The following is a 20,365-nucleotide window of genomic DNA, read 5'->3' as shown; positions in this document are numbered from 1 at the left end:
TACCTTAAGGATAAATAAATTGGTGGAGTGTGATTTCCGGGCCGTTATCAATGGCAACGGTGCTGTGAGTCGCGCCAAATTTCATTGGCGTCAGACTCAACCATAGCGTTTGCTCAGAGCCTGGTGCCAATACGGAATATTCAAGCACCATCTTTCCATTGAGGCTGTACATTTTATCGGGCTGAGGTTGCAGGGTATCGATGCGAAAGCTGTCCATGAAATCCCCGCCAAGAATAATACGGTTGCGGTTTTCGCGAATCTGGGACGAAGTGATTTTCATATCCACATCGCTCATCAGACGACTGTATTTCTCATAATCAATGCGAAGTGTTCCGCTGTCGTTTGCGATTCGGGCGTCGCTAATATAGCCACGAGAAAAAAGCCCGACCATCGCTGCAATCACAATGGCTAGCAACAGGGCAAAACCAATCCTTCGCAACTGGAATTCAAAACTCAGCCAGAACGGCTTTTCAACAATCGGTAATGATGATTTATCGGCGGGGGTGGTTTTCATTATTCTTCATCCAGCCTGTGGTTGCTGGATGAAGTCTAGTCAAGCGGGACGGGCTACGCCACAAATCCCCGAATCATAATTCCCTGCGCTTCAAGCAATTGGCGAACCTGACGGGCCATTTCGATAGCGCCAGGCGTATCGCCATGCACGCAAATAGAATCCGCCTGAACAGGGGTAAATTGGCCTTCAATGGACGTGATGCCGCCTTCGACAACCAGTTGCAACATCCGTTGTGCAACAGCATTAGCATCATGCAAAACGGAACCGGCTTCACGGCGCGAAACCAGCGAGCCATCAGCGTGATAGGCGCGGTCGGCAAAGGCTTCGGAAATAGTTTTCAGCCCCTTTTCCTGCGCCAGTGTCAGCACGCGAGAACCCGCCAGACCCACTAACGGTAAATTAGCGTCGACGGCCAGAATGGCCTCGATAACTGCCAGCGCCTGGCGTTCATCATGCGCGATGGTGTTATACAACGCGCCGTGCGGTTTTACATAGCGCACTTCGGTGCCTGCCGCTCGCGCCAGGCCCTGTAGAGCGCCAATCTGATAAATCACATCGGCGCGTAATTCATCGCTCGCTACGTCCATATTCCGGCGGCCAAAACCGACTAAATCGGGATAAGAAACGTGCGCGCCAATGGTCACGCCCTGCTGTTTTGCGGCGTGCAAAGTGGATAATAACGAGGCCGGGGAACCTGCGTGAAAGCCACAGGCCACGTTGGCGCTGCTGACCAGCTTCAGAATGGCGGCATCATCGCCCATCGTCCACGCCCCGAAGCTCTCACCCAAATCGCTATTTAAATCAATTGCCGTGACCATCGTTGCCCTCTTTTGTCACTCACTGTGAACAGGTGTTTTAGCATATAAAACCTATTTACGCAGCGGCACATCCTTCATCAGTAAAGACAACACAAACGCCAATATCACCACACACGCAGAAATCAGATATACCGAATGCAGCGCCGCGCCAAAGGCTTGCAGATAATCATTTTGTAAAGCAGCCGGGAGTTCATGTACCGCTTTCGCTCCCAGTTGATGCGGCAGTTGCACATCGGGTGGAATCAACACGGCGAGCTTGTTTTGCAATACGTTGGTGAAAATCGCCCCAAAACCGGCCACGCCAATGGAACCGCCAATCTGGCGGAACAGCGTGGTGCTGGACGTCGCCACACCAATCATATTTTGCTCAACGCTGTTTTGCACCGCCAGCACCAGCACTTGCATCACCATCCCCAGGCCAAAGCCCAGCAGCGCGATGTACATATAAAGAACGTGGATTGGCGTTTCAATTTTAAGCGTGCCGAGCAGTGCCATCGCGATAAAAGTCACCAGCGTGCCGAGAATCGGGAAGATGCGGTAACGCCCAATTTTGCTGATGATTCGCCCGCTGACAATCGAGGTCAGCATCAGCCCCCCCATCAGCGGGAGCAACTGGATCCCCGCTTCCGTTGGCGTAGACGATTTCACCACCTGCAAATACAAAGGCAGGAACGTCATGGAGCCAAACAGCGACATCCCGATGATGAAACCTATCAGGCAGCTCAATAAGAAAGTGCGGTCACGGAACAACCCGAGCGGGATAATCGGCTCGATAGCCAGGCGCTCTTCATAGATAAACCCGCCAAGGGTGACGACGAAAAAGGCGAAAATGCACCACAATTGCGGATCGGACCACGCCATTACGGTGCCGCCCTGGCTGGTAAACAGAATCAAACAGGTTAATGAAGCGGCGAGATAACCCGCACCAAGGAAATCAATCTGGTGGCGAATACGCGCGGTTTGCGGTTTCAGTACCGCGCCAATCACCAGCAACGCGAAAACACCCAATGGCAGGTTGATGTAAAAAATCCAGCGCCATGAAAAGTGCTCAACCAGGAAACCGCCAATCAGCGGGCCAATGACCGTTGCCAGTCCAAACACCCCGCCGAATAAACCCTGATATTTGCCGCGATCCGCAGGCGGGATAACGTCCCCTACCGCCGCCATTGTTACGACCATCAGGCCGCCACCGCCCAAACCTTGCAGAGCACGCATCAAAATCAGCTGCGTCATATTCTGCGCCAGGCCGCATAACGCCGAGCCGACCAGGAACAGCACTATCGCCGTTTGCAGTACAATCTTGCGCCCTAATAAGTCGCCAAATTTACCGTACAGCGGCACCACAATCGTGGAAGACAGCAGATAAGCCGTGACCACCCACGAGAGTTTTTCCAGCCCGCCCAACTCGCTGACAATCGTCGGCAAGGCGGTTGAAACGATGGTCTGATCAAGTGCTGCAAGCAGCATGACCAACATCAACGCGGAAAACAGCAAGCGAATTGACGTTGCGTGCTGTTGCGTTTCTGTCCGGGGAGTTTCTGTGACTGTCATCTTATCTGTCGGCTTGTAATTAATTAACTGGATAATTAATATAGAGGGGATAGTTTCACCTGGTCAATGGAAGGCGCACAAAATGTCACCTCAAAACGGCAGTAAAAATTCCGAAAAAATCGCGTCAGGAGACCAAAAACGCCGCCGCCCTGGCCGCCCGGCAGGGGCGAGTAAAAGTGTCGATAAGCGCGATTTACTGCTCGATACGGCATTGAAATTATTCTCAAATCAGGGAATAGCCCAGACCCCTTTGAGTGCCATTGCAACCGAGGCGGGCGTGACTCCCGCCATGCTGCATTACTATTTCAAAACTCGCGAACAACTTTTAGACGTATTGATTGATGAGCGTTATATGCCGGTGCGGGCATCCATGGGTGGCGCGTTTGAAATGCACCCCAACGATCCTGTCAGCGCCCTGACGGCACTGACGCAGAAGTTTATTGATGCTTCGCTTGAGCATCCCTGGTTTGCACCGTTGTGGATCCGCGAAGTGTTAAGCGAAACCGGCTTGTTAAAGCAGAGAATCGATGCACGTTTTGGTACAAAAGAGAGCGAAGCGGCGCAGATGTGGATCCGCAAATGGCAGGATGAAGGCCGCTTAAACCCAGACATTGAACCCGAGTTTTTGTTTATCTCGTTGTTCGGCTTAACGCTTTTACCCGTGGCGCGTTTACAAAATGATCTTCGCAGCGGCAGCACGTCGCTGACCAGCGAGAGGCTTTCACGTCATATCGCAGCCCTACTGAAATCGGGCGTGGGCAGCCGCGAATCATAATCTTATACCCAAATAATTCGAGTTGCAGGTAGGCGGCAAAGGAGCAAATCCCCGGGAGCTTACTTAGGTAAGTGACTGGGGTTTGTGAGTGCAGCCAACACCCCTGCAACTTGAAGAATGACGGGTATACATCAATGATTAGGCTTTTTCTTAGGTAACCCATATTAAAAATGATGGATTATGCTCGCGCCATATTTTGGCGTTTCGCTTCGGCGGTTTCTTTTACATTTTGGGTTAAACAGCAATGAAAAAAATAATGTTGATGATGGTGATGGTAGGTATGGTTGGAACACTGGCGGGCTGTAGCTCTCCGGCGCAGCGTATGGCGGATTGCCAGGCTCAGGGAATCAGCAAAGATACCTGTTATCTTGCCGAGCAAAATCGTCAGAACTCCATCAATAATGCGGCAATGAAGCAGGCGATGGAAAACGCCCATGACGCAGTAAAATAGTCCTCCGTTTAACGGGCTCAGATGAGCCTGTTATTTCAAAAAATCAGCGCCACATCACACCGTATTTTCATCTCAGCTACAGCCTCGCCACACAGACAAAATCCCTTTTAATTCAAATGGTTTATTATTTCTCAGCCCCGAGAAATGTAAAGTTAAAAAAAGGATTGCCATTACTGTTTCCAGGCTCTTGTATTACGCCTGAAAGGGGGAGTACATTAGCGCCCGACGAATCAATGCAAAGCGGCCAGCGGTTATGGAATAAATCCCAAAAACTCCAGATGGCGGTTTACTGTTTCTATACTGAATTTTTTAGCAAAATTGCGCGGCAACACGCGCGGAGCAATGTAACGTGAAATATTTCATGATGGGGTTGTCGTTCATTTTGTTGGTTTGGGTCGGTACATTTGTAATGATGGTTGAATGAATAAGAAACAGGAGCCAATTGGCTCCTGTTTTCGTTTTTACTCAGCAATATTTGACGGCGATTTCTGCGTGGTGGGCAATAAACCGTCGGCACGGAACATCGTTTTAATCCCCCGCACGGCCTGGCGAATGCGATCGCGGTTTTCAATTAATGCAAAACGCACATGCGTATCACCGTAATCGCCAAAACCGACACCCGGTGAAACGCAGACTTTCGCATCCTGAAGCAGTTTTTTAGCAAACTCCAGCGAACCCATTGCCGCGTATTGTTCCGGGATTTTCGCCCACACATACATCGATGCTTTCGGGCATTCCACCATCCAGCCCGCTTCGTGCAAGCCTTTCACCAACACATCACGTCGGCGTTTATACTGCTCGGCGATATCGCGCACACATTGCTGGTCACCTTCCAGGGCAGCAATAGCAGCGACTTGCAGCGGCGTAAATGTGCCGTAGTCGTGGTAACTTTTGATACGCGCCAGCGCGTTCACCAGCTCTTTGTTACCCACCATGAAACCAATACGCCAGCCTGCCATGTTGTAGCTTTTCGACAGCGTAAAGAATTCAACGGCCACATCACGTGCGCCCGGGACTTCCATTATGGATGGGGCTTTCCAGCCGTCGTACACGATATCGGCGTAAGCCAAATCGTGTACCACCAGCACATCGTAGCGTTTTGCCAGCGCGACGACTTTTTCAAAAAACTCCAGCTCCACGCATTGCGCGGTAGGGTTTGATGGGAAGCCGAGGATCATCATTTTTGGTTTTGGGTAACTTTCGCGAATGGCACGCTCTAATTCGGCGAAGAAGTCTACGCCTTCCACCAGCGGCACCGAGCGCACCTGCGCCCCGGCGATAACCGCCCCGTAAATATGAATCGGATAACTTGGGTTTGGCACCAGCACCGTGTCGCCGTGATCCAGCGTTGCCAGCATCAAGTGCGCCAGACCTTCTTTCGAGCCAATCGTGACAATCGCTTCGCTTTCTGGGTCGATTTCCACGTCGTAGCGATCTTTGTACCAGCGAGAAATAGCCCGGCGTAAACGCGGAATGCCGCGCGATGTGGAGTAACCGTGCGTATCTTCACGCTGCGCGACGGTACAGAGTTTTTCCACGATATGTGGCGGTGTAGGGCCATCCGGATTACCCATACTGAAATCGATAATGTCTTCGCCACGGCGACGAGCGGCCATTTTCAGTTCAGCGGTGATGTTGAACACATACGGAGGGAGACGATCGATACGCGAAAAACGACGTTTTGGACTGGAGTCAGCCATAAATTCCTCTGATTACGTTAGCGCCCGGACCGTCCGAGCGACGCTGCCACATGATGTGGCCTGCTTAGAAAATAGCCTGAATAAAAATCATCTGTCGAGAGGGAAAGTGAAATATTTTTCATCTGAGACAAAAGAGGATACTTCATTTGAAGCTAATCCCTATTTTATTTGATGGCGATGGATTACATTAACCATGTCACAACATTCATATAACCTCTTTCTAACGACGTGGAGTTTCGCCATGACCCTACACATTGATGACTTACCGCGTGCAATCCGTGAGATAAAACAACAGCTTCGCCACGACTTGCCAGACTACAGAGCTGCTTTTGAACAACTTGAAGGCGATATGAAGCGCCAGATTGAGGCTATTCGTGCCGAGATGGAGCGGGGAGAAAACCCGGTGCCGCAAATTAACGCCGAAGATATCGTCAATCATCGTGTGAGCGAGCAGCAAAAAGCGCTGATTCGCCAGCGCGGTTGCTGCACGGTAAAAGGCGTTTTCCCGCAGGCTCAGGCACAGGCATGGAATGAAGAAGTCGGCAATTATCTGGAGCGAAATAACTTTGTCGAAAAGCTGAAGAATGCCGCAGAAGATAACTATTTCGGCACACTTGCAGAAAGTAAGCCGCAAATTTACGGCATTTACTGGTCTAAACCGCAGGTCGAAGCGCGCCAGCACGCCCGCATGAAAGCGGTGCAGGTGTTCCTGAATAATTTGTGGGAAACCGAAAGCAACGGTAAGCACCATTTCGACCCGGATCGCGTGGTGAGTTATGCCGACCGCACCCGTCGCCGCCCTCCTCGCTCCAACTCTTTGGGCCTGTCGCCACATGTTGATGGCGGTTCCGTTGAGCGCTGGCTGGATGAGAATTTCCGCCATGTTTATCGCCACGTGTTTTCCGGCCAGTGGCAGAAATACAATCCTTTCGCTGCTGAAGGCCGCACTGAAGTCCGTGAATTCCCGTCTCCGGCGGTGTGTTCGATGTTCCGTACTTTCCAGGGCTGGACCGCACTTAGCCCGCAACGCAAGCACGGCGGCACGCTGACTTTGCTGCCGGTGGCAAACGCGATGGCGTATATTTTACTGCGTGCTTTGCAAGATGATGTGCCGGAAGAATCCCTGTGCGAAGCGAAGCCAGGACGCGCCCTTTCTATTAACGAACAGTGGCATCCCCTTTTATTAACCGGGATATCCTCAATTCCCGATATGGAAGCGGGCGATACCGTTTTCTGGCACTGCGATGTGATTCATGCGGTGGAAAATGAACACCTTGGAGAGTTCGATAGCAATGTGATGTATATCGCTGCGGCTCCGTGGTGTGAGAAGAACGCCGCATATCTTGAACGCCAGTGGCCGGCTTTTGTAGAAGGCAAATCACCGCCCGATTTCGCGGCCGATGATTTTGAGGTCGATTTTGATGGGCGTGCGACTCCTGCGGATTTGAGTTCCGCCGGGCGCGAGCAGTTAGGCGGGAAGTAACCCCCTCACCCTAGCCCTCTCCCCAGGGAGAGGGGATGATCTGGTTTTCTCCTTCTCCTGGGGGAGAAGGCTGGGATGAGGGCGTACAGTGTTAAAATCCACGTTTCTGGTAACCACCCAGTAATTTCCTTATCATTACCCTTCCATTCTTAGTCACGCGAGTTACCGGTGCACGAAACCTTTGACATGCTGCTGGCGGTATTTGACCGTGCGGCGCTGATGCTGATTTGCCTGTTCTTTTTAATTCGCATCCGCCTGTTCCGCGAGTTGCTGCATAAAAACGCCCACACCCCCAAAGAGTTATTGGCGGTCACGGCTATTTTCTCGATGTTTGCTTTATTCAGTACCTGGTCTGGCGTTCACGTCGAAGGGTCGCTGGTAAATGTGCGCATTATTGCCGTGATGGCAGGCGGGATTTTATTTGGCCCGTGGGTAGGGATCATCACCGGGATTATTGCCGGGCTGCATCGTTACCTGATTGATGTTGATGGCATTACTGCCGTCCCCTGTCTGATCACCAGTATCGTCGCCGGTATTATCTCAGGTTTAATCAACCGCAAAGTCCCGAAAGAACAGCACTGGCGAGTCGGTATTTTCGGCGCCATGTTGTGTGAAACCATGACCATGATTCTGGTGGTGCTGTGGGCGCCGTCCATTGAATTAGGGATAGATATTGTCTCGAAAATCGGGATTCCGATGATCCTCGGCACGGTGTCAATCGGCCTGATTGTGGTGCTGGTGCAAAGTGTTGAGGGTGAAAAAGAGGCCAGTGCGGCACGCCAGGCCAAACTCGCGCTGGATATTGCCAACAAAACGCTGCCGCTATTTCGTAACGTTAACAGTGAGTCTTTGCGTCAGGTTTGCAATATTATCCGCGACGATATTAACGCCGATGCGGTAGCCATTACCGATGTCGATAAAGTTCTGGCTTACGTAGGGTTTGGCGAAGACAACTATAAGCAAAACGACGACGGCATTAGCCCAAGAACACAGCTGGCTATTCGTGAAGGGAAAATCATTATTCGTAATGATGATGAAGCGTATCGTACCCCGGAAATTCACTCGCTGATTATTATTCCTTTATGGGAAAAAGGTGTAGTGACGGGCACGCTGAAAATCTATTACCGTCACGCGCATCAGATTACATCGACCTTACAAGAGATGGCGGTGGGGCTTTCGCAGATTATTTCCACCCAACTGGAGGTTTCCCGCGCCGAGCAATTGCGTGAAATGGCCAATAAAGCGGAACTGCGGGCGCTACAAAGCAAAATTAACCCGCATTTCTTGTTTAATGCGTTAAATGCCATTTCGTCGTCCATTCGCATGAATCCCGATACCGCCCGTCAGTTGATTTATAATTTGTCACGTTATCTGCGCTATAACATTGAATTAAAAGACGATGAGCAGATCGACATCAAAAAAGAGCTGTATCAAATTAAAGATTACATCGCTATTGAGCAGGCGCGTTTTGGCGACAAGCTGACGGTGATTTATCACATTGATGAAGAAGTGAATTGCCTGATCCCAAGCCTGCTGATTCAGCCGCTGGTCGAGAACGCAATTGTTCATGGTGTTCAGCAATGTAAAGGGAAAGGTGTGGTGACGATTAGCGTTGAAGAGAGCGGTAATCGCGTGCGCATTGCGGTGCGCGACACCGGGCATGGTATCGACCCGCAAGTGATTGAACGGGTTGAAGCTAACGAAATGCCAGGCAATAAAATCGGCCTGTTAAATGTCCATCACCGGGTAAAATTACTTTATGGCGAAGGTTTACATATTCGTCGCCTTGAACCGGGTACGGAGATTGCGTTTTACGTGCCTCACGCCGCTGCTACCGCCGTTCCACCGTTATTGTCGCAACAAGGAGGAAACGCATGAAAGTTCTCATCGTCGAAGATGAAGTGCTGGCACAGCAGGAACTGAACTGGCTGATTAAAGAACACAGCCAAATGGAAGTTGTTGGCACTTTTGATGATGGGATGGATGTGCTGAAATACCTCCAACATCATGAAGTTGACGCTATTTTTCTCGACATCAACATTCCTTCTTTAGACGGTGTTTTGCTGGCGCAGAACATCAGCAAGTTTGCCCATAAGCCGTTTATTGTGTTTATCACCGCCTGGAAAGAACACGCGGTGGAAGCGTTTGAGCTGGAAGCATTCGACTACATTCTGAAACCGTATCAGGAGTCGCGCATTATTGGCATGCTGCAAAAGCTGGAGGCGGCATATTTGCAACAGAATACGCCGACCTCAGGAAGCAGCTCTAACCGTGAAGCGCTGACGATTAATCTGGTAAAGGACGAGCGGATTATCGTTACCGATATTAACGATATTTATTACGCTGAAGCGCACGAGAAAATGACTTTTGTGTATACGCGCCGCGAAGCCTATGTGATGCCAATGAATATCACCGAGTTTTGCCACCGTCTGCCGGAAAGCCATTTCTTCCGCTGCCATCGCTCGTATTGCGTGAACCTGAGTAAAATCCGCGAGATAGAACCGTGGTTTAACAATACCTATATTTTACGCCTGCGGGATCTGGATTTTCAGGTGCCGGTGAGTCGCAGCAAGGTGAAGGAGTTTCGGGCGTTGATGCGCTTGTAGACCGTAATGTCGGATTTCGCCTGCGCTAATCCGACCTACGAAAGCCGTTAGAGAATTTGCCCCAGAGTTTGACGCAAATGCGCGCCAGCGCCGAGCAGCCCCGGTTGATCGTGAACAATCAGATACACCGGGATGCTTTGCACATATTCTTTAAAACGCCCTTTATCCTCAAAACCGCCACGGAAACCGGAAGCCTTAAAGAACTCCAGGAAACGTGGCACGATGCCGCCCGCGATATATACGCCGCCGAAGGTTCCCAACGTCAGAGCGAGGTTGCCGCCAAAGCGCCCCATGATCACACAGAACAGCGACAGCGCACGGCGACAATCGGTGCAGCTATCTTCGAGCGCTTTTTCAGTGATGTCTTTCGGCTTGTAATTTTCCGGCTGACGGCCATCTGATTTAACAATCGCACGATACAGATTCACCAGTCCCGGCCCTGAAAGCACACGCTCAGCTGACACATGGCCGATTTCAGTGCGCAACTCTTCGAGAATGATCCCCTCTTCTTCGCTGTTTGGCGCGAAATCAACGTGACCGCCTTCGCCCGGCAGACTCACCCAACGTTTATCGACGTGAACGAGATGTGCGACGCCCAACCCAGTACCCGCGCCATAAACCGCGATAGGTTTACCTTCGACCGGCTCATCACCGCCAAATTTGATCAGATGCTCTTTTTTGAGCGCCGGAATAGCCATGGAAACGGCGGTAAAGTCGTTGATAATTTCCAGATGTTCAAAGCCGAGATTCTTTTTCATCTCAGCGGTAGAGAATGCCCAGGTATGGTTGGTCATCGCCACCCAGTCGCCAGTAATCGGGCAAGCAATTGCGATACAACCATCGGTTACACTGACATTGTGCTCTTTGAGATAATGCACCACGACCGCTTCAAGGCTTGGGAAATCGAGGCCCGAGTAGGTTTTTGCCTGGGTGATGTCACCATTTTCAACGTTGCACAGTGCCAGACGCGCATTGGTGCCGCCTACATCTCCCACCAAAGCATATTTTGTCATTCTTCCACTGCTCCGCTAAAGTCAAAATAAGTCCTAGCATCACTGTAAAATTAGCTAGCCTAAACAACAACGACCAGATGATAAGTGCCTTGGGATTATAGATCTTCGTCACAGATTAGATTGAGCGTTTCAGCCCTTATTGCATAGCGGTCGAAATGTCCGGTCTGGCAGACTGTTTGCCGCGACGATTTTGCGCAAAGTTTATTTTAGTTAAGGAATAAAACATGCTCCATCCGCGAGCCAGAACGATGTTGGTTCTCTCTCTCCCTGCGTTAGTGATTGGGATCTTTTCCAGCCTGGTATTAATCGTAGTGATGAAAGTTGCCGCTGTTTTACAGCGTTATCTTTGGGTATCACTGCCCGCCAGATTTGATCTCGATATGAACTCCCCGTTGTGGATTTTGTTGATGCTGACGTGCACGGGGATTGCTGTGGGGCTGGTGATTCGCTATATGCCAGGCCATGCGGGGCCAGATCCGGCAACCGAACCATTGATTGGCGCACCGGTGTCTGTCATGGCGCTGCCGGGGTTGATTATTGCACTGGTGCTGGGGCTTGCGGGCGGCGTGAGTCTGGGACCAGAACACCCGATTATGGCGGTGAATATTGCGCTGGCGGTAGCGATTGGGGCGCGTTTGCTGCCAAGAGTTGGCGCGCTGGACTGGACGATTCTTGCCGCAGCAGGCACCATCGGCGCACTATTTGGCACACCGGTTGCGGCGGCACTGGTGTTTTCCCAAACGCTCAATGGCAGCAATGACGTGCCGTTGTGGGACCGTTTGTTTGCCCCGCTGATGGCGGCGGCGGCGGGAGCGTTGACCACCGACCTGTTCTTCCATCCTGATTTCTCTTTGCCCGCTCTGCAATATCCAGAAATGCGCCTGGTTGATATCTTCAGCGGTGCGGTAGTCGCGGCAATCGCGATTGCACTGGGAATGATTGCGGTGTGGTGCTTGCCACGTGCGCACCGTCTCATTCATCAGCTTAAACACCCGGTGTTAATTTTGGGCGTCGGCGGTTTTCTGCTAGGCGTGTTGGGGTTGGTTGGCGGCGAAGTCACGCTGTTTAAAGGCCTGGATGAAATGCGCCAGCTATCCACCGTGCAGCATTATTCTGTCGCCACGTTGCTGATGTTTGCGGTAGTAAAACTGGCGGCGTTAGTGATTGCCTCAGCCTGCGGTTTCCGTGGGGGGCGTATTTTCCCGGTGGTTTTTGTCGGAGTGGCGTTAGGCATGATGCTTCACCAGCATGTTGAAGCAGTTCCGGCCGCCATTACGCTATCTTGTGCCATCCTTGGCCTGGTATTGGTGGTGACTCGCGATGGTTGGCTCAGCCTGTTTATGGCAATGGCGGTGGTGCCGGATATCAAATTGCTGCCATTGCTGTGTATCGTGATGCTACCCGCATGGCTGCTGCTGGCGGGCAAACCGGTTATGATGGCGGATAAACCCAAAGTTTAATTTTACATTGCCAGTTTTGCCGGATGACGCTGCGCTTATCCGACCTACGGAATGGGTGTTGTAGGGGGGATAAGCGCAGCGTCATCCACCATTAATTCGACCGACTAACCGGCATTGCGTTTCGCAAGCGATGCCGTGATCGCCTGCAAAAGCTCAGGAATATCCTGTTTCGGCAGAACGACTTCCACCAGCGACAGTCGTTCTGCTTTTGCCACTTTCTGCATCACCTCATCGAGCTGCACCGGCTCCGTCACTCGCCAGCATTGCGCCTGATTATCAACATTCAATGCCTGCGGAATTTGCGTCCAGTTCCACGGTGCAATGTCGTTGTAACGCTGTTCGGCACCGTGAATCGCCCGTTCAACGGTGTAACCCTCATTGTTGAGCAAGAAAATCACCGGGCGCTGCCCGTCGCGCATCATCGAGCCTATTTCCTGGATGGTGAGTTGCGCCGAACCATCGCCTACCAGCAATATCACGCGGCGATTTGGGCAGGCGGTTTGCGCCCCAAATGCGGCAGGAAGGGTAAAACCTATCGACCCCCAAAGCGGCTGAGCGATAAACGTGACGCCTGCGGGGAGCGTTAAGGTCGCGGCACCAAAAGCTGCAGTTCCCTGGTCGGCCAGAACGATATCCCCCGCTTGCAGGAAGCCTTGCAAGGATTGCCAGAAAGCGTGCTGATCCAGTTTCCCGGATGTCGCCTCCGGTAACGCGGGCGGTTTTTGTTGCGGCGAAGACCAGCCTGAAACCTGGTGTTTGCAAAGCTGATGCAGAGTTTCAATGGCTTGCACCATCGCTATCCCACTGAACCAGCGCTCGCCAATTCGGGCGGCATTCGGCTGGATGTCGATAGTCTGCTGGAGAGAAAAATGTTGGGTGAATCCGGCTGTTAGCGTGTCGGTAAATTTCACGCCCGCACAAATAACCAGTTCAGCCTTTTCAATCGCCTGAATCACCGTGGGCGAGCTGGCCGAGGCGCTATAAGTCCCGACAAAACCTTGCTGGCCTTCATCGAATAATCCTTTGCCCATCAGCAATGTGGCGTGTGGCATCGGCGTGTCGTCCATCCATTGCTGCAAGGCTTTTTGTTGCCCAAATCGCAGCGCCAGGAAATCAGCCAGTAACGCCACGCTGCGGCTTTCCGCCAGACGCGCTTGTGCGCAGGCGCGGAATTGGGTGAGTAATGCCGGGTCGGTGGACGGTTGTTGCGGCAATAAGGGTTTTGTCGGGCGCGTCGCAGGTGCCTGAGAAACATCGCTTGGGAGCAGTAAATAACCCGGACGGCGCTGCAATAAAGCCTGCTGTACAACACGGTCTATCTCGTAACAGGCGTTTTCTGCGGTGAGCGAGGCTTGTGCCACCGTCACTTCCTGCGCCATGCGTGAGAAATGGCCGAAATCCCCATCCCCCAAAGTGTGATGCATCAATTCACCCCGCCGCTGCGCGCCGAGACACGGTGCGCCGACCACATGAATAACGGGTAAATATTCGGCGTAGCTTCCGGCGATACCATTAATGGCACTTAATTCGCCGACACCAAACGTCGTCAGCATAGCCGCCGCACCGTTACAGCGTGCGTAGCCATCAGCGGCATAGGCTGCATTAAGTTCGTTGGCGCACCCCACCCATGCAAGGGTCGGGTTGTTAATGACGTTATCCAGAAACTGTAAGTTGTAGTCACCGGGGACACCAAAAAGATGGTTAATTCCAGCCTCAGTGAACCGGTCCAGCAGATAGTCCGCGACAGTGTAATTCATGACTCATTCCTTCTGTGAGGGCTTACAGTGAGTATTGGACATCTGTGATCGCTGTCGAGGAACAAGGAGAATAAGGCCGTGGAAAGAGGGATTTACACTTAATCGGGGTGTAGTCTGATGGTCTTCAATGTTGTGAAAACGTATACACTAAGTTGGCATTATTCACTCACCAAGGATTTCACATGGTCTATCAGGCAAATTCTGCGCGTTATGAATCAATGGAATATCGTCGTTGTGGGCGCAGCGGTTTAAAACTCCCCGCTATTTCGCTGGGTTTGTGGCACAACTTTGGTGATAGCACGCTGCTGGCAAACAGCCGACAGCTGTTACACCGCGCGTTTGACTCAGGAATTACCCATCTTGACCTGGCGAATAACTACGGGCCACCGCCAGGTTCCGCCGAAGAAAACTTTGGTCGTATCCTGCGTGAAGATTTCCTTCCATATCGTGATGAGCTGATTATTTCGTCCAAAGCTGGCTATACCATGTGGGATGGCCCTTATGGTGATTGGGGTTCACGTAAGTATCTGATTTCAAGCCTTGATCAAAGCCTGAAACGCATGGGTCTTGAATATGTCGATATTTTTTACCATCACCGTCCGGACCCGGAAACCCCGCTTGAAGAAACAATGCGCGCTCTTGACTCCGTCGTGCGCCAGGGCAAAGCACTGTATGTCGGCATTTCAAATTACCCGGCTGAACTTGCGGCTCAAGCCATTGATATTTTGAATTCTCTTGGCACGCCATGCCTTATCCACCAGCCGCGTTATTCGATGTTTGAGCGTTGGGTTGAAGGCGGTTTACTGGATGTTCTGCAAGAAAAAGGTGTCGGCAGCATTGCGTTTTCACCATTGGCGGGTGGGCAGCTTACGGATCGTTATCTTGATGGTATTCCTGCTGATTCACGTGCGGCGAGCGGCAGCAAGTTCCTGAACGCGGATCAACTGACCGAAGAGAAGCTGAAGAAAGTCCGAAAACTCAACGCCATTGCACAGCGGCGTGGGCAGAAGCTTTCGCAAATGGCGCTGGCCTGGGTGTTGCGTGGTGATAAAGTCACTTCGGTGTTGATTGGTGCCAGTAAAATCAGCCAGATAGACGATGCAGTAGGCATGTTGGATAACCGTCATTTTACCGCTTCTGAACTGGCAGAAATCGAAGAAATATTAGTGTAACCGTTAACACAGGCTGATTTAATTTTCAGCTAAATTAGCAAAAAGTGCTCTCCCCTACGAATTAGGAGTTGTGGCGATGAAACACTTAGTTACCACAACTTACTATACCGTTAACAAGCCGCTGTGGCGGTTATCGTATGTAGGGAGAGAGTATGTTCAGGTCACTAATTCTTGCGATTGCATTACTGGCATCAGCACCAATGATGGCCAATGCGGGCGAAATCACCCTGCTGCCGTCAATTAAGCTGCAAATAGGCGATCAGGATTACCGCGGTAATTACTGGGATGGCGGTGGCTGGCGCGACCGCGATTACTGGCGTCGAAATTACGAGTGGCGCGATAATCGCTGGCACCGCCATGACAATGGCTATCACCGTGGTTGGTACAAAGACCGTGGTCGTAGCAGCTTTGAGAAAGGTTACCGCGCGGGTTGGAACGATCGTGACGATCATCGCGGACCAGGACGAGGCGGGCGCGGACATGGTCACGGCGGCGGTCATCGCCACTAAGATTTTACAACGGGAGCTTCGGCTCCCGTTTTTTATTGCATCTTTTTAAGGGCTACAGGCCTAACACGGTGCCAATCAGCAGCCACAAATTCAACGCGACGACGATGGCGACAATCACCCATCCGGTGATTCTCACGATTCGGGTATTGACCAAATCGCCCATCAATTTTTCATTGCTGGTGAAGATAAGCAGCGGAACCAGTGCCAGAGCAATACCGAAGCTGAGTAATACCTGGCTCATGACCAGAATTCTGGTCGGATCCAGCCCCATCAGAATGACAATGAACGACGGAGCCATGGTGACGGCGCGACGTACCCACAGCGGAATATAGAAGCGCACGAAGCCTTGCATCACCACCTGCCCCGCCAGTGTTCCCACCACGGTTGATGACAATCCCGCCGCAACCAGACTTAAACCAAAAATCGTGGCGGCAGAATGGCTAAGTAAGGGTTCAAGCGTGAGGTACGCTTCGTCCAGGTCAGCAACCCCGGTGTGGCCCGAGAAGTGAAATGCGGCAGCCGCAGTAGCCATCATTGCCAGGTTGACGAATCCGGCAATGGTCATCGCGATGGCGACATCCCATTTAGTTGCTGAATACCTTTCGGCTCGATTACCACCGTGCAGGTGTTGGGTTAGCGAAGAATGTAAATAAATGACGTGCGGCATAATGGTTGCGCCGAGCACGCCTGCGGCAAGAAATACCGCTTCACTGGTCGGCAAACTTGGAATCAACATTCCTTTCCCGAGTTCTACCAGTTTCGGCTGGGAGAAAATCAGCTCCACAATGTAGGCCGCCGCCACGAACAGCAGTAATCCGCCAATCACTTTTTCCAGCGGTTTCTGGCCTCGCCGTTGCAGCATCAGTATCAGGAAAGTCGCGATTCCCGTCAGCACCGCACCTTGTAGTAAAGAGACGCCGAGAATCAGTTTGAAACCTATCGCGGCACCGATGAATTCAGCAAGGTCAGTCGCCATGGCGATAATTTCAGCCTGTATCCAGTAAAGCCACACCACCGGACGCGGATAATGGTCGCGAATCTGCTCAGCGAGATTTTTACCGGTCGCAATCCCCAGTTTTGCCGAGAGGATTTGGATAAGCATCGCCATGAAGTTGGCCCACACCACCACCCACAGCAATTTATAACCAAAGCTGGCACCGGCCTGGATGTTGGTCGCAAAGTTACCGGGATCGATATAACCGATGGCAGCAATAAAAGCCGGCCCCATCAACGCCAGGCGTAATCTGCGCGCTGTGCGAGTACCACTGTTTTCAACGCGACTGTTTGTCATCATCTGCCTCTGGAGATATAGCCTTTGCTATGTTTCAAGCTATCAAAAGTGAGAATGATTATCAAATTCATTTGAAAGCTCATAGTCGATTACTGTGATAGACGGAAACAATAGTGAGGGATTAGCAGTGGCGAATTTCGATCGCCTGTTAAAGAAGCCTGTTTGCAGCAAGCACTATGTTAAAGATATGTGCGTTGACGCAACTTTTATGTTCTTTACTTAACATAGCAGAAATGTATGGTTGATCACTAATTTTGAGTTTGGTCACACGACATCATTATAGTGTGCGATTAGTCTCGTTTTCTTATTGCTTGTTTCATAGAATGTGCAACGAAATTAAACCTGCCTCATATTTGGAGCAAATATGTCCCGCGTTCTTCATTTTGTCTTAGCGCTTGCCGTGGTTGCGCTACTTGCTTTATTGCTGAGTAGCAACCGTAAGCAGATCCGCATTCGCTTTATCGTTCAACTGTTGGTGATTGAACTTATCCTGGCCTGGTTCTTCCTGAACTCAGAAATTGGTCTGGGCTTTGTGAGAGGTTTCTCAGAGATGTTTGAGAAACTGCTGTCATTTGCCAACGAAGGGACAAACTTTGTATTCGGTAAGATGAATGACGAAGGACTCGCCTTCTTCTTCCTGAAAGTGCTTTGCCCAATCGTCTTTATCTCCGCACTGATCGGGATATTGCAGCACATCCGTGTTCTGCCGATTGTTATCCGCTTTATCGGTACCGTTCTGTCTAAAGTGAATGGTATGGGTAAACTGGAATCCTTTAACGCCGTAAGCTCGCTGATTCTGGGACAATCAGAAAACTTTATCGCTTATAAGGATATTCTCGGCAAGATGTCTCGCAACCGCATGTACACCATGTCCGCTACGGCCATGTCTACCGTGTCCATGTCGATTGTCGGTGCTTACATGACGATGCTCGAGCCAAAATATGTGGTCGCAGCGCTGGTGTTGAACATGTTCAGTACCTTTATCGTACTGTCGCTGATCAACCCATACCGCGTTGATGAGAGCGAAGAAAATATCCAGATGTCTAACCTGCACGAAGGTCAAAGCTTCTTCGAAATGCTCGGTGAATACATTCTGGCAGGTTTTAAAGTTGCGATTATCGTTGCAGCGATGCTGATTGGCTTCATTGCTTTGATTGCTGCGCTGAACGCCCTGTTTGCTGCCGTCTTCGGCATCTCCTTCCAGGGCATTCTGGGTTACATCTTCTACCCGGTCGCCTGGGTTATGGGTGTTCCTTCCCACGAAGCGTTGCAGGTTGGTAGCATCATGGCCACCAAACTGGTTTCCAACGAATTCGTTGCGATGCTGGATCTGCAAAAACTGGCCGGAACGCTTTCCCCACGTGCGGAAGGTATCCTGTCTGTGTTCCTGGTTTCGTTTGCCAACTTCTCTTCTATCGGGATCATCGCGGGTGCGATTAAAGGCCTGAACGAAGAGCAAGGTAACGTGGTTTCTCGCTTTGGCCTGAAGCTGGTTTACGGCGCAACTCTGGTGAGTATTCTGTCAGCGTCTATCGCTGGTCTGTTCTTGTAATTCTCACAATAAAAAGCCGGGGCAATTTGCCCCGGCTTTTTTATGCCTGAATGTCTTCATCCTGCCAGCATACCTGATTCCTTCCACGCTCTTTCGCCCGGTACATTCGCATATCAGCCCGCGCCTGTATTTGGTCTAACGTGTATTCTGGAAACTCACTATGTGACGCCACGCCCAGCGATGCCGTAACAGGCAAGGATGAACCGTCCTCAAGAATCATTTCAGAAGACTCAAGCTCCCACTTAATTCGTGTTGCGACCATAATCCCGGCCTTGAGATCGGAATTCGGTAAGTAAATACAGAACTCTTCCCCGCCTATACGCCCCAAAATGTCCTGGTTACGGATAGCACGCTGAATACGTTGAGTGGCATGCACCAGTACATTGTCACCAACCAAATGCCCGTAGACATCATTCACATTCTTGAAGTGGTCGAGATCCAGCTGTACTAGCGTGTAATCCACATTGTCCGACATGATTTGCGAGGTTTTATCGAAGAATCCACGCCGGTTAAGCACCCCGGTTAAATCATCATGTAGGGCATGATGCTGCATTTCACGCTGCAATCCCCCCATGTTTCTTATCAGACGGCAAATCACGCTGTGTGAACCCAGCAGGAACAGCACGAAGATGAGCCACATTGTCACCAACAAGATACTGAATCGACCAAACTCTTCATGTAAACCCTGGCTAAGGCTTTGGGTGCCTACAAGAATCGAGCGCGTACCACTCATCTCGCCAAAAGTAATGAACACAGTTCCTGCGCGCAGCGTGCCCCGCGATTTTTCTGTCACCATTTTGCGAATGGTCGCTATCTGCTGCGCATTTAACTGAAAGCCGTTTTCCATTCCGGCAACTTTGGTCAGCGGGTTGAGTTGCTCGTCAAAGAGTTGATAGGCACTCTGTGTCCCTTCAGGTAGCGAAGCGGATATAAAATTCTGAATCGACTCGTTACTGAATGCCATTCCCAGAAGCCCTATCCATTCGCCACGAAAATCCACCGGAATTGCACCATTAATCAGTGTGTCATCAGTTTTGGCGATGTTCTGGCGCGTCCAGAAAGGCTCGCGTAGCGGGTTCAATAGTGGCGATGCCAACACGAAACTGCCCTGTTTCTCATGCGGGTTATAACTGTCAATCAGCAGCGAGTTAACCTGCTGTGATAAAGAGACAATAAACTCACCTTCGCGCGAGATGTAATACAGATCGGCAATCAGATCGCTTCCTCTGGAGGCTAGCGGGAAAAGCCCCTGAATTTTACGCAAGGCGTTTAGCTCTTGCCGAACTTCCAGTGGCTCCTGGTCGTCCTGAAAAAGTACATCTTTAGAGACACTGTCCGGTAATGGCAATTCGCCTATCCAAAGCGGAGTCTGAACGACACTGCTGTTGCTGTCCCATGGCGCGGTAACGCTGCCAGGAAACATCGGATCATCCATGGCTTCAAGAAAGATGTGCCTTAAGTAGCGAAGGTTATCCATTTTGTACTGCGCACGGCTTTCTATTCGTGCAATCACACTTTCCAGATGACTGAGTTGGCTGGTGCGGTATCCCTGGCTAAAGAGTTGCCCTTGCTGCCAAAATAGAACCGTAGTCAAAACAAACACAAAGATGAAGCAAAAATGGATAACACGCAGTGTGTTCACCATCGGTAAGCGGAACCGATTCGCTAATGAAGTGCTCACAAATAAACCCTTTGTTCAAATGCTTGCCACAT

At 51.0% G+C, this 20,365-nt stretch carries 17 protein-coding genes and 1 pseudogene; 10 read left to right on the top strand and 8 right to left on the bottom strand.

Going from position 1 to position 20,365, the window contains the following annotated elements; translation table 11 throughout:
- Nucleotides 1-4: 4 nt before the first annotated feature.
- From M2371_RS00820 to M2371_RS00810, 3 genes are read right to left on the bottom strand one after another with little or no spacing between them, the layout of a single operon-like run.
- On the bottom strand, nt 5-514 hold the full coding sequence (locus tag M2371_RS00820) for a hypothetical protein (protein ID WP_259266644.1): 510 nt from the start codon (nt 512-514) through the stop codon (nt 5-7).
- A gap of 53 nt (nt 515-567) precedes the next feature.
- Nucleotides 568-1,332, bottom strand: a complete 765-nt coding sequence (locus M2371_RS00815; RefSeq protein WP_172893535.1) for a LamB/YcsF family protein — start codon at nt 1,330-1,332, stop codon at nt 568-570.
- A 51-nt stretch (nt 1,333-1,383) separates the two neighbouring features.
- Nucleotides 1,384-2,883 carry an MDR family MFS transporter gene (locus M2371_RS00810; RefSeq protein WP_172893534.1) on the bottom strand — a complete coding sequence of 500 codons (1,500 nt, stop codon included), beginning with the start codon at nt 2,881-2,883 and terminating at the stop codon, nt 1,384-1,386.
- 82 nt (nt 2,884-2,965) lie between these two features.
- On the opposite strand from M2371_RS00810, the gene M2371_RS00805 reads away from it, so the two are divergent.
- The 3 genes and pseudogenes from M2371_RS00805 to ypdK all read left to right on the top strand — a co-directional run bounded on the left by M2371_RS00805 (nt 2,966) and on the right by ypdK (nt 4,533).
- Nucleotides 2,966-3,658 (top strand): TetR/AcrR family transcriptional regulator, encoded by a 693-nt coding sequence (locus M2371_RS00805; RefSeq protein ID WP_259266643.1) that lies wholly within the window; start codon nt 2,966-2,968, stop codon nt 3,656-3,658.
- 244 nt (nt 3,659-3,902) lie between these two features.
- Nucleotides 3,903-4,091, top strand: a pseudogene (locus M2371_RS00800) (hypothetical protein); the annotation flags it as partial.
- Nucleotides 4,092-4,458: 367 nt separating this feature from the next.
- Nucleotides 4,459-4,533, top strand: a complete 75-nt coding sequence (gene ypdK / locus M2371_RS21605; RefSeq protein WP_115631778.1) for a membrane protein YpdK — start codon at nt 4,459-4,461, stop codon at nt 4,531-4,533.
- A 37-nt stretch (nt 4,534-4,570) separates the two neighbouring features.
- Here the strand turns inward: ypdK and alaC are convergent, their stop codons facing one another.
- The gene (gene alaC, locus M2371_RS00795) at nt 4,571-5,809 is read right to left on the bottom strand and encodes an alanine transaminase (RefSeq protein WP_259266641.1); all 1,239 of its coding nucleotides are present in this window, start codon (nt 5,807-5,809) and stop codon (nt 4,571-4,573) included.
- 241 nt (nt 5,810-6,050) lie between these two features.
- Between alaC and M2371_RS00790 the strand changes: the two genes are divergently transcribed.
- From M2371_RS00790 to M2371_RS00780, 3 genes are all read left to right on the top strand, one after another.
- Nucleotides 6,051-7,292 carry a DUF1479 domain-containing protein gene (locus tag M2371_RS00790; RefSeq protein ID WP_259266640.1) on the top strand — a complete coding sequence of 414 codons (1,242 nt, stop codon included), beginning with the start codon at nt 6,051-6,053 and terminating at the stop codon, nt 7,290-7,292.
- Between the two features lie 168 nt (nt 7,293-7,460).
- Complete coding sequence (locus M2371_RS00785; RefSeq protein WP_172893529.1) at nt 7,461-9,170, top strand: sensor histidine kinase; 1,710 nt, start codon at nt 7,461-7,463, stop codon at nt 9,168-9,170.
- Complete coding sequence (locus M2371_RS00780) at nt 9,167-9,898, top strand: LytTR family DNA-binding domain-containing protein (RefSeq protein WP_259266639.1); 732 nt, start codon at nt 9,167-9,169, stop codon at nt 9,896-9,898. The genes M2371_RS00785 and M2371_RS00780 overlap by 4 nt, the downstream gene beginning before the upstream one ends.
- Nucleotides 9,899-9,945: 47 nt before the next feature.
- Here the strand turns inward: M2371_RS00780 and glk are convergent, their stop codons facing one another.
- On the bottom strand, nt 9,946-10,911 hold the full coding sequence (gene glk / locus M2371_RS00775) for a glucokinase (protein WP_172893528.1): 966 nt from the start codon (nt 10,909-10,911) through the stop codon (nt 9,946-9,948).
- A 224-nt stretch (nt 10,912-11,135) separates the two neighbouring features.
- On the opposite strand from glk, the gene M2371_RS00770 reads away from it, so the two are divergent.
- Nucleotides 11,136-12,371 carry an ion channel protein gene (locus M2371_RS00770; RefSeq protein ID WP_259266638.1) on the top strand — a complete coding sequence of 412 codons (1,236 nt, stop codon included), beginning with the start codon at nt 11,136-11,138 and terminating at the stop codon, nt 12,369-12,371.
- Between the two features lie 104 nt (nt 12,372-12,475).
- On the opposite strand, the gene M2371_RS00765 is transcribed toward M2371_RS00770, so the two are convergent.
- Nucleotides 12,476-14,128, bottom strand: coding sequence for an alpha-keto acid decarboxylase family protein (locus M2371_RS00765; RefSeq protein ID WP_259266637.1), 1,653 nt, complete (start codon nt 14,126-14,128; stop codon nt 12,476-12,478).
- 182 nt (nt 14,129-14,310) lie between these two features.
- On the opposite strand from M2371_RS00765, the gene mgrA reads away from it, so the two are divergent.
- Nucleotides 14,311-15,300 carry an L-glyceraldehyde 3-phosphate reductase gene (gene mgrA / locus M2371_RS00760; protein WP_259266636.1) on the top strand — a complete coding sequence of 330 codons (990 nt, stop codon included), beginning with the start codon at nt 14,311-14,313 and terminating at the stop codon, nt 15,298-15,300.
- Nucleotides 15,301-15,452: 152 nt separating this feature from the next.
- Complete coding sequence (locus M2371_RS00755; protein WP_172893524.1) at nt 15,453-15,809, top strand: DUF2502 domain-containing protein; 357 nt, start codon at nt 15,453-15,455, stop codon at nt 15,807-15,809.
- A 52-nt stretch (nt 15,810-15,861) separates the two neighbouring features.
- On the opposite strand, the gene M2371_RS00750 is transcribed toward M2371_RS00755, so the two are convergent.
- On the bottom strand, nt 15,862-17,100 hold the full coding sequence (locus tag M2371_RS00750; RefSeq protein WP_034497437.1) for an Nramp family divalent metal transporter: 1,239 nt from the start codon (nt 17,098-17,100) through the stop codon (nt 15,862-15,864).
- A 364-nt stretch (nt 17,101-17,464) separates the two neighbouring features.
- Here M2371_RS00750 and M2371_RS00745 point away from each other — a divergent pair, with 364 nt between their 5' ends.
- Nucleotides 17,465-18,652, top strand: a complete 1,188-nt coding sequence (locus M2371_RS00745; RefSeq protein WP_034497440.1) for a NupC/NupG family nucleoside CNT transporter — start codon at nt 17,465-17,467, stop codon at nt 18,650-18,652.
- A 40-nt stretch (nt 18,653-18,692) separates the two neighbouring features.
- Here the strand turns inward: M2371_RS00745 and M2371_RS00740 are convergent, their stop codons facing one another.
- The gene (locus M2371_RS00740) at nt 18,693-20,333 is read right to left on the bottom strand and encodes a diguanylate cyclase (protein ID WP_172893523.1); all 1,641 of its coding nucleotides are present in this window, start codon (nt 20,331-20,333) and stop codon (nt 18,693-18,695) included.
- Nucleotides 20,334-20,365 lie beyond the last annotated feature (32 nt).

The organism is Buttiauxella sp. BIGb0471 (assembly GCF_024807715.1).
Classification (GTDB): domain Bacteria; phylum Pseudomonadota; class Gammaproteobacteria; order Enterobacterales; family Enterobacteriaceae; genus Buttiauxella; species Buttiauxella agrestis.
The sequence above is the reverse complement of the archived record's forward strand: the minus strand, read 5'-3'. Positions and strand labels throughout refer to the sequence as shown.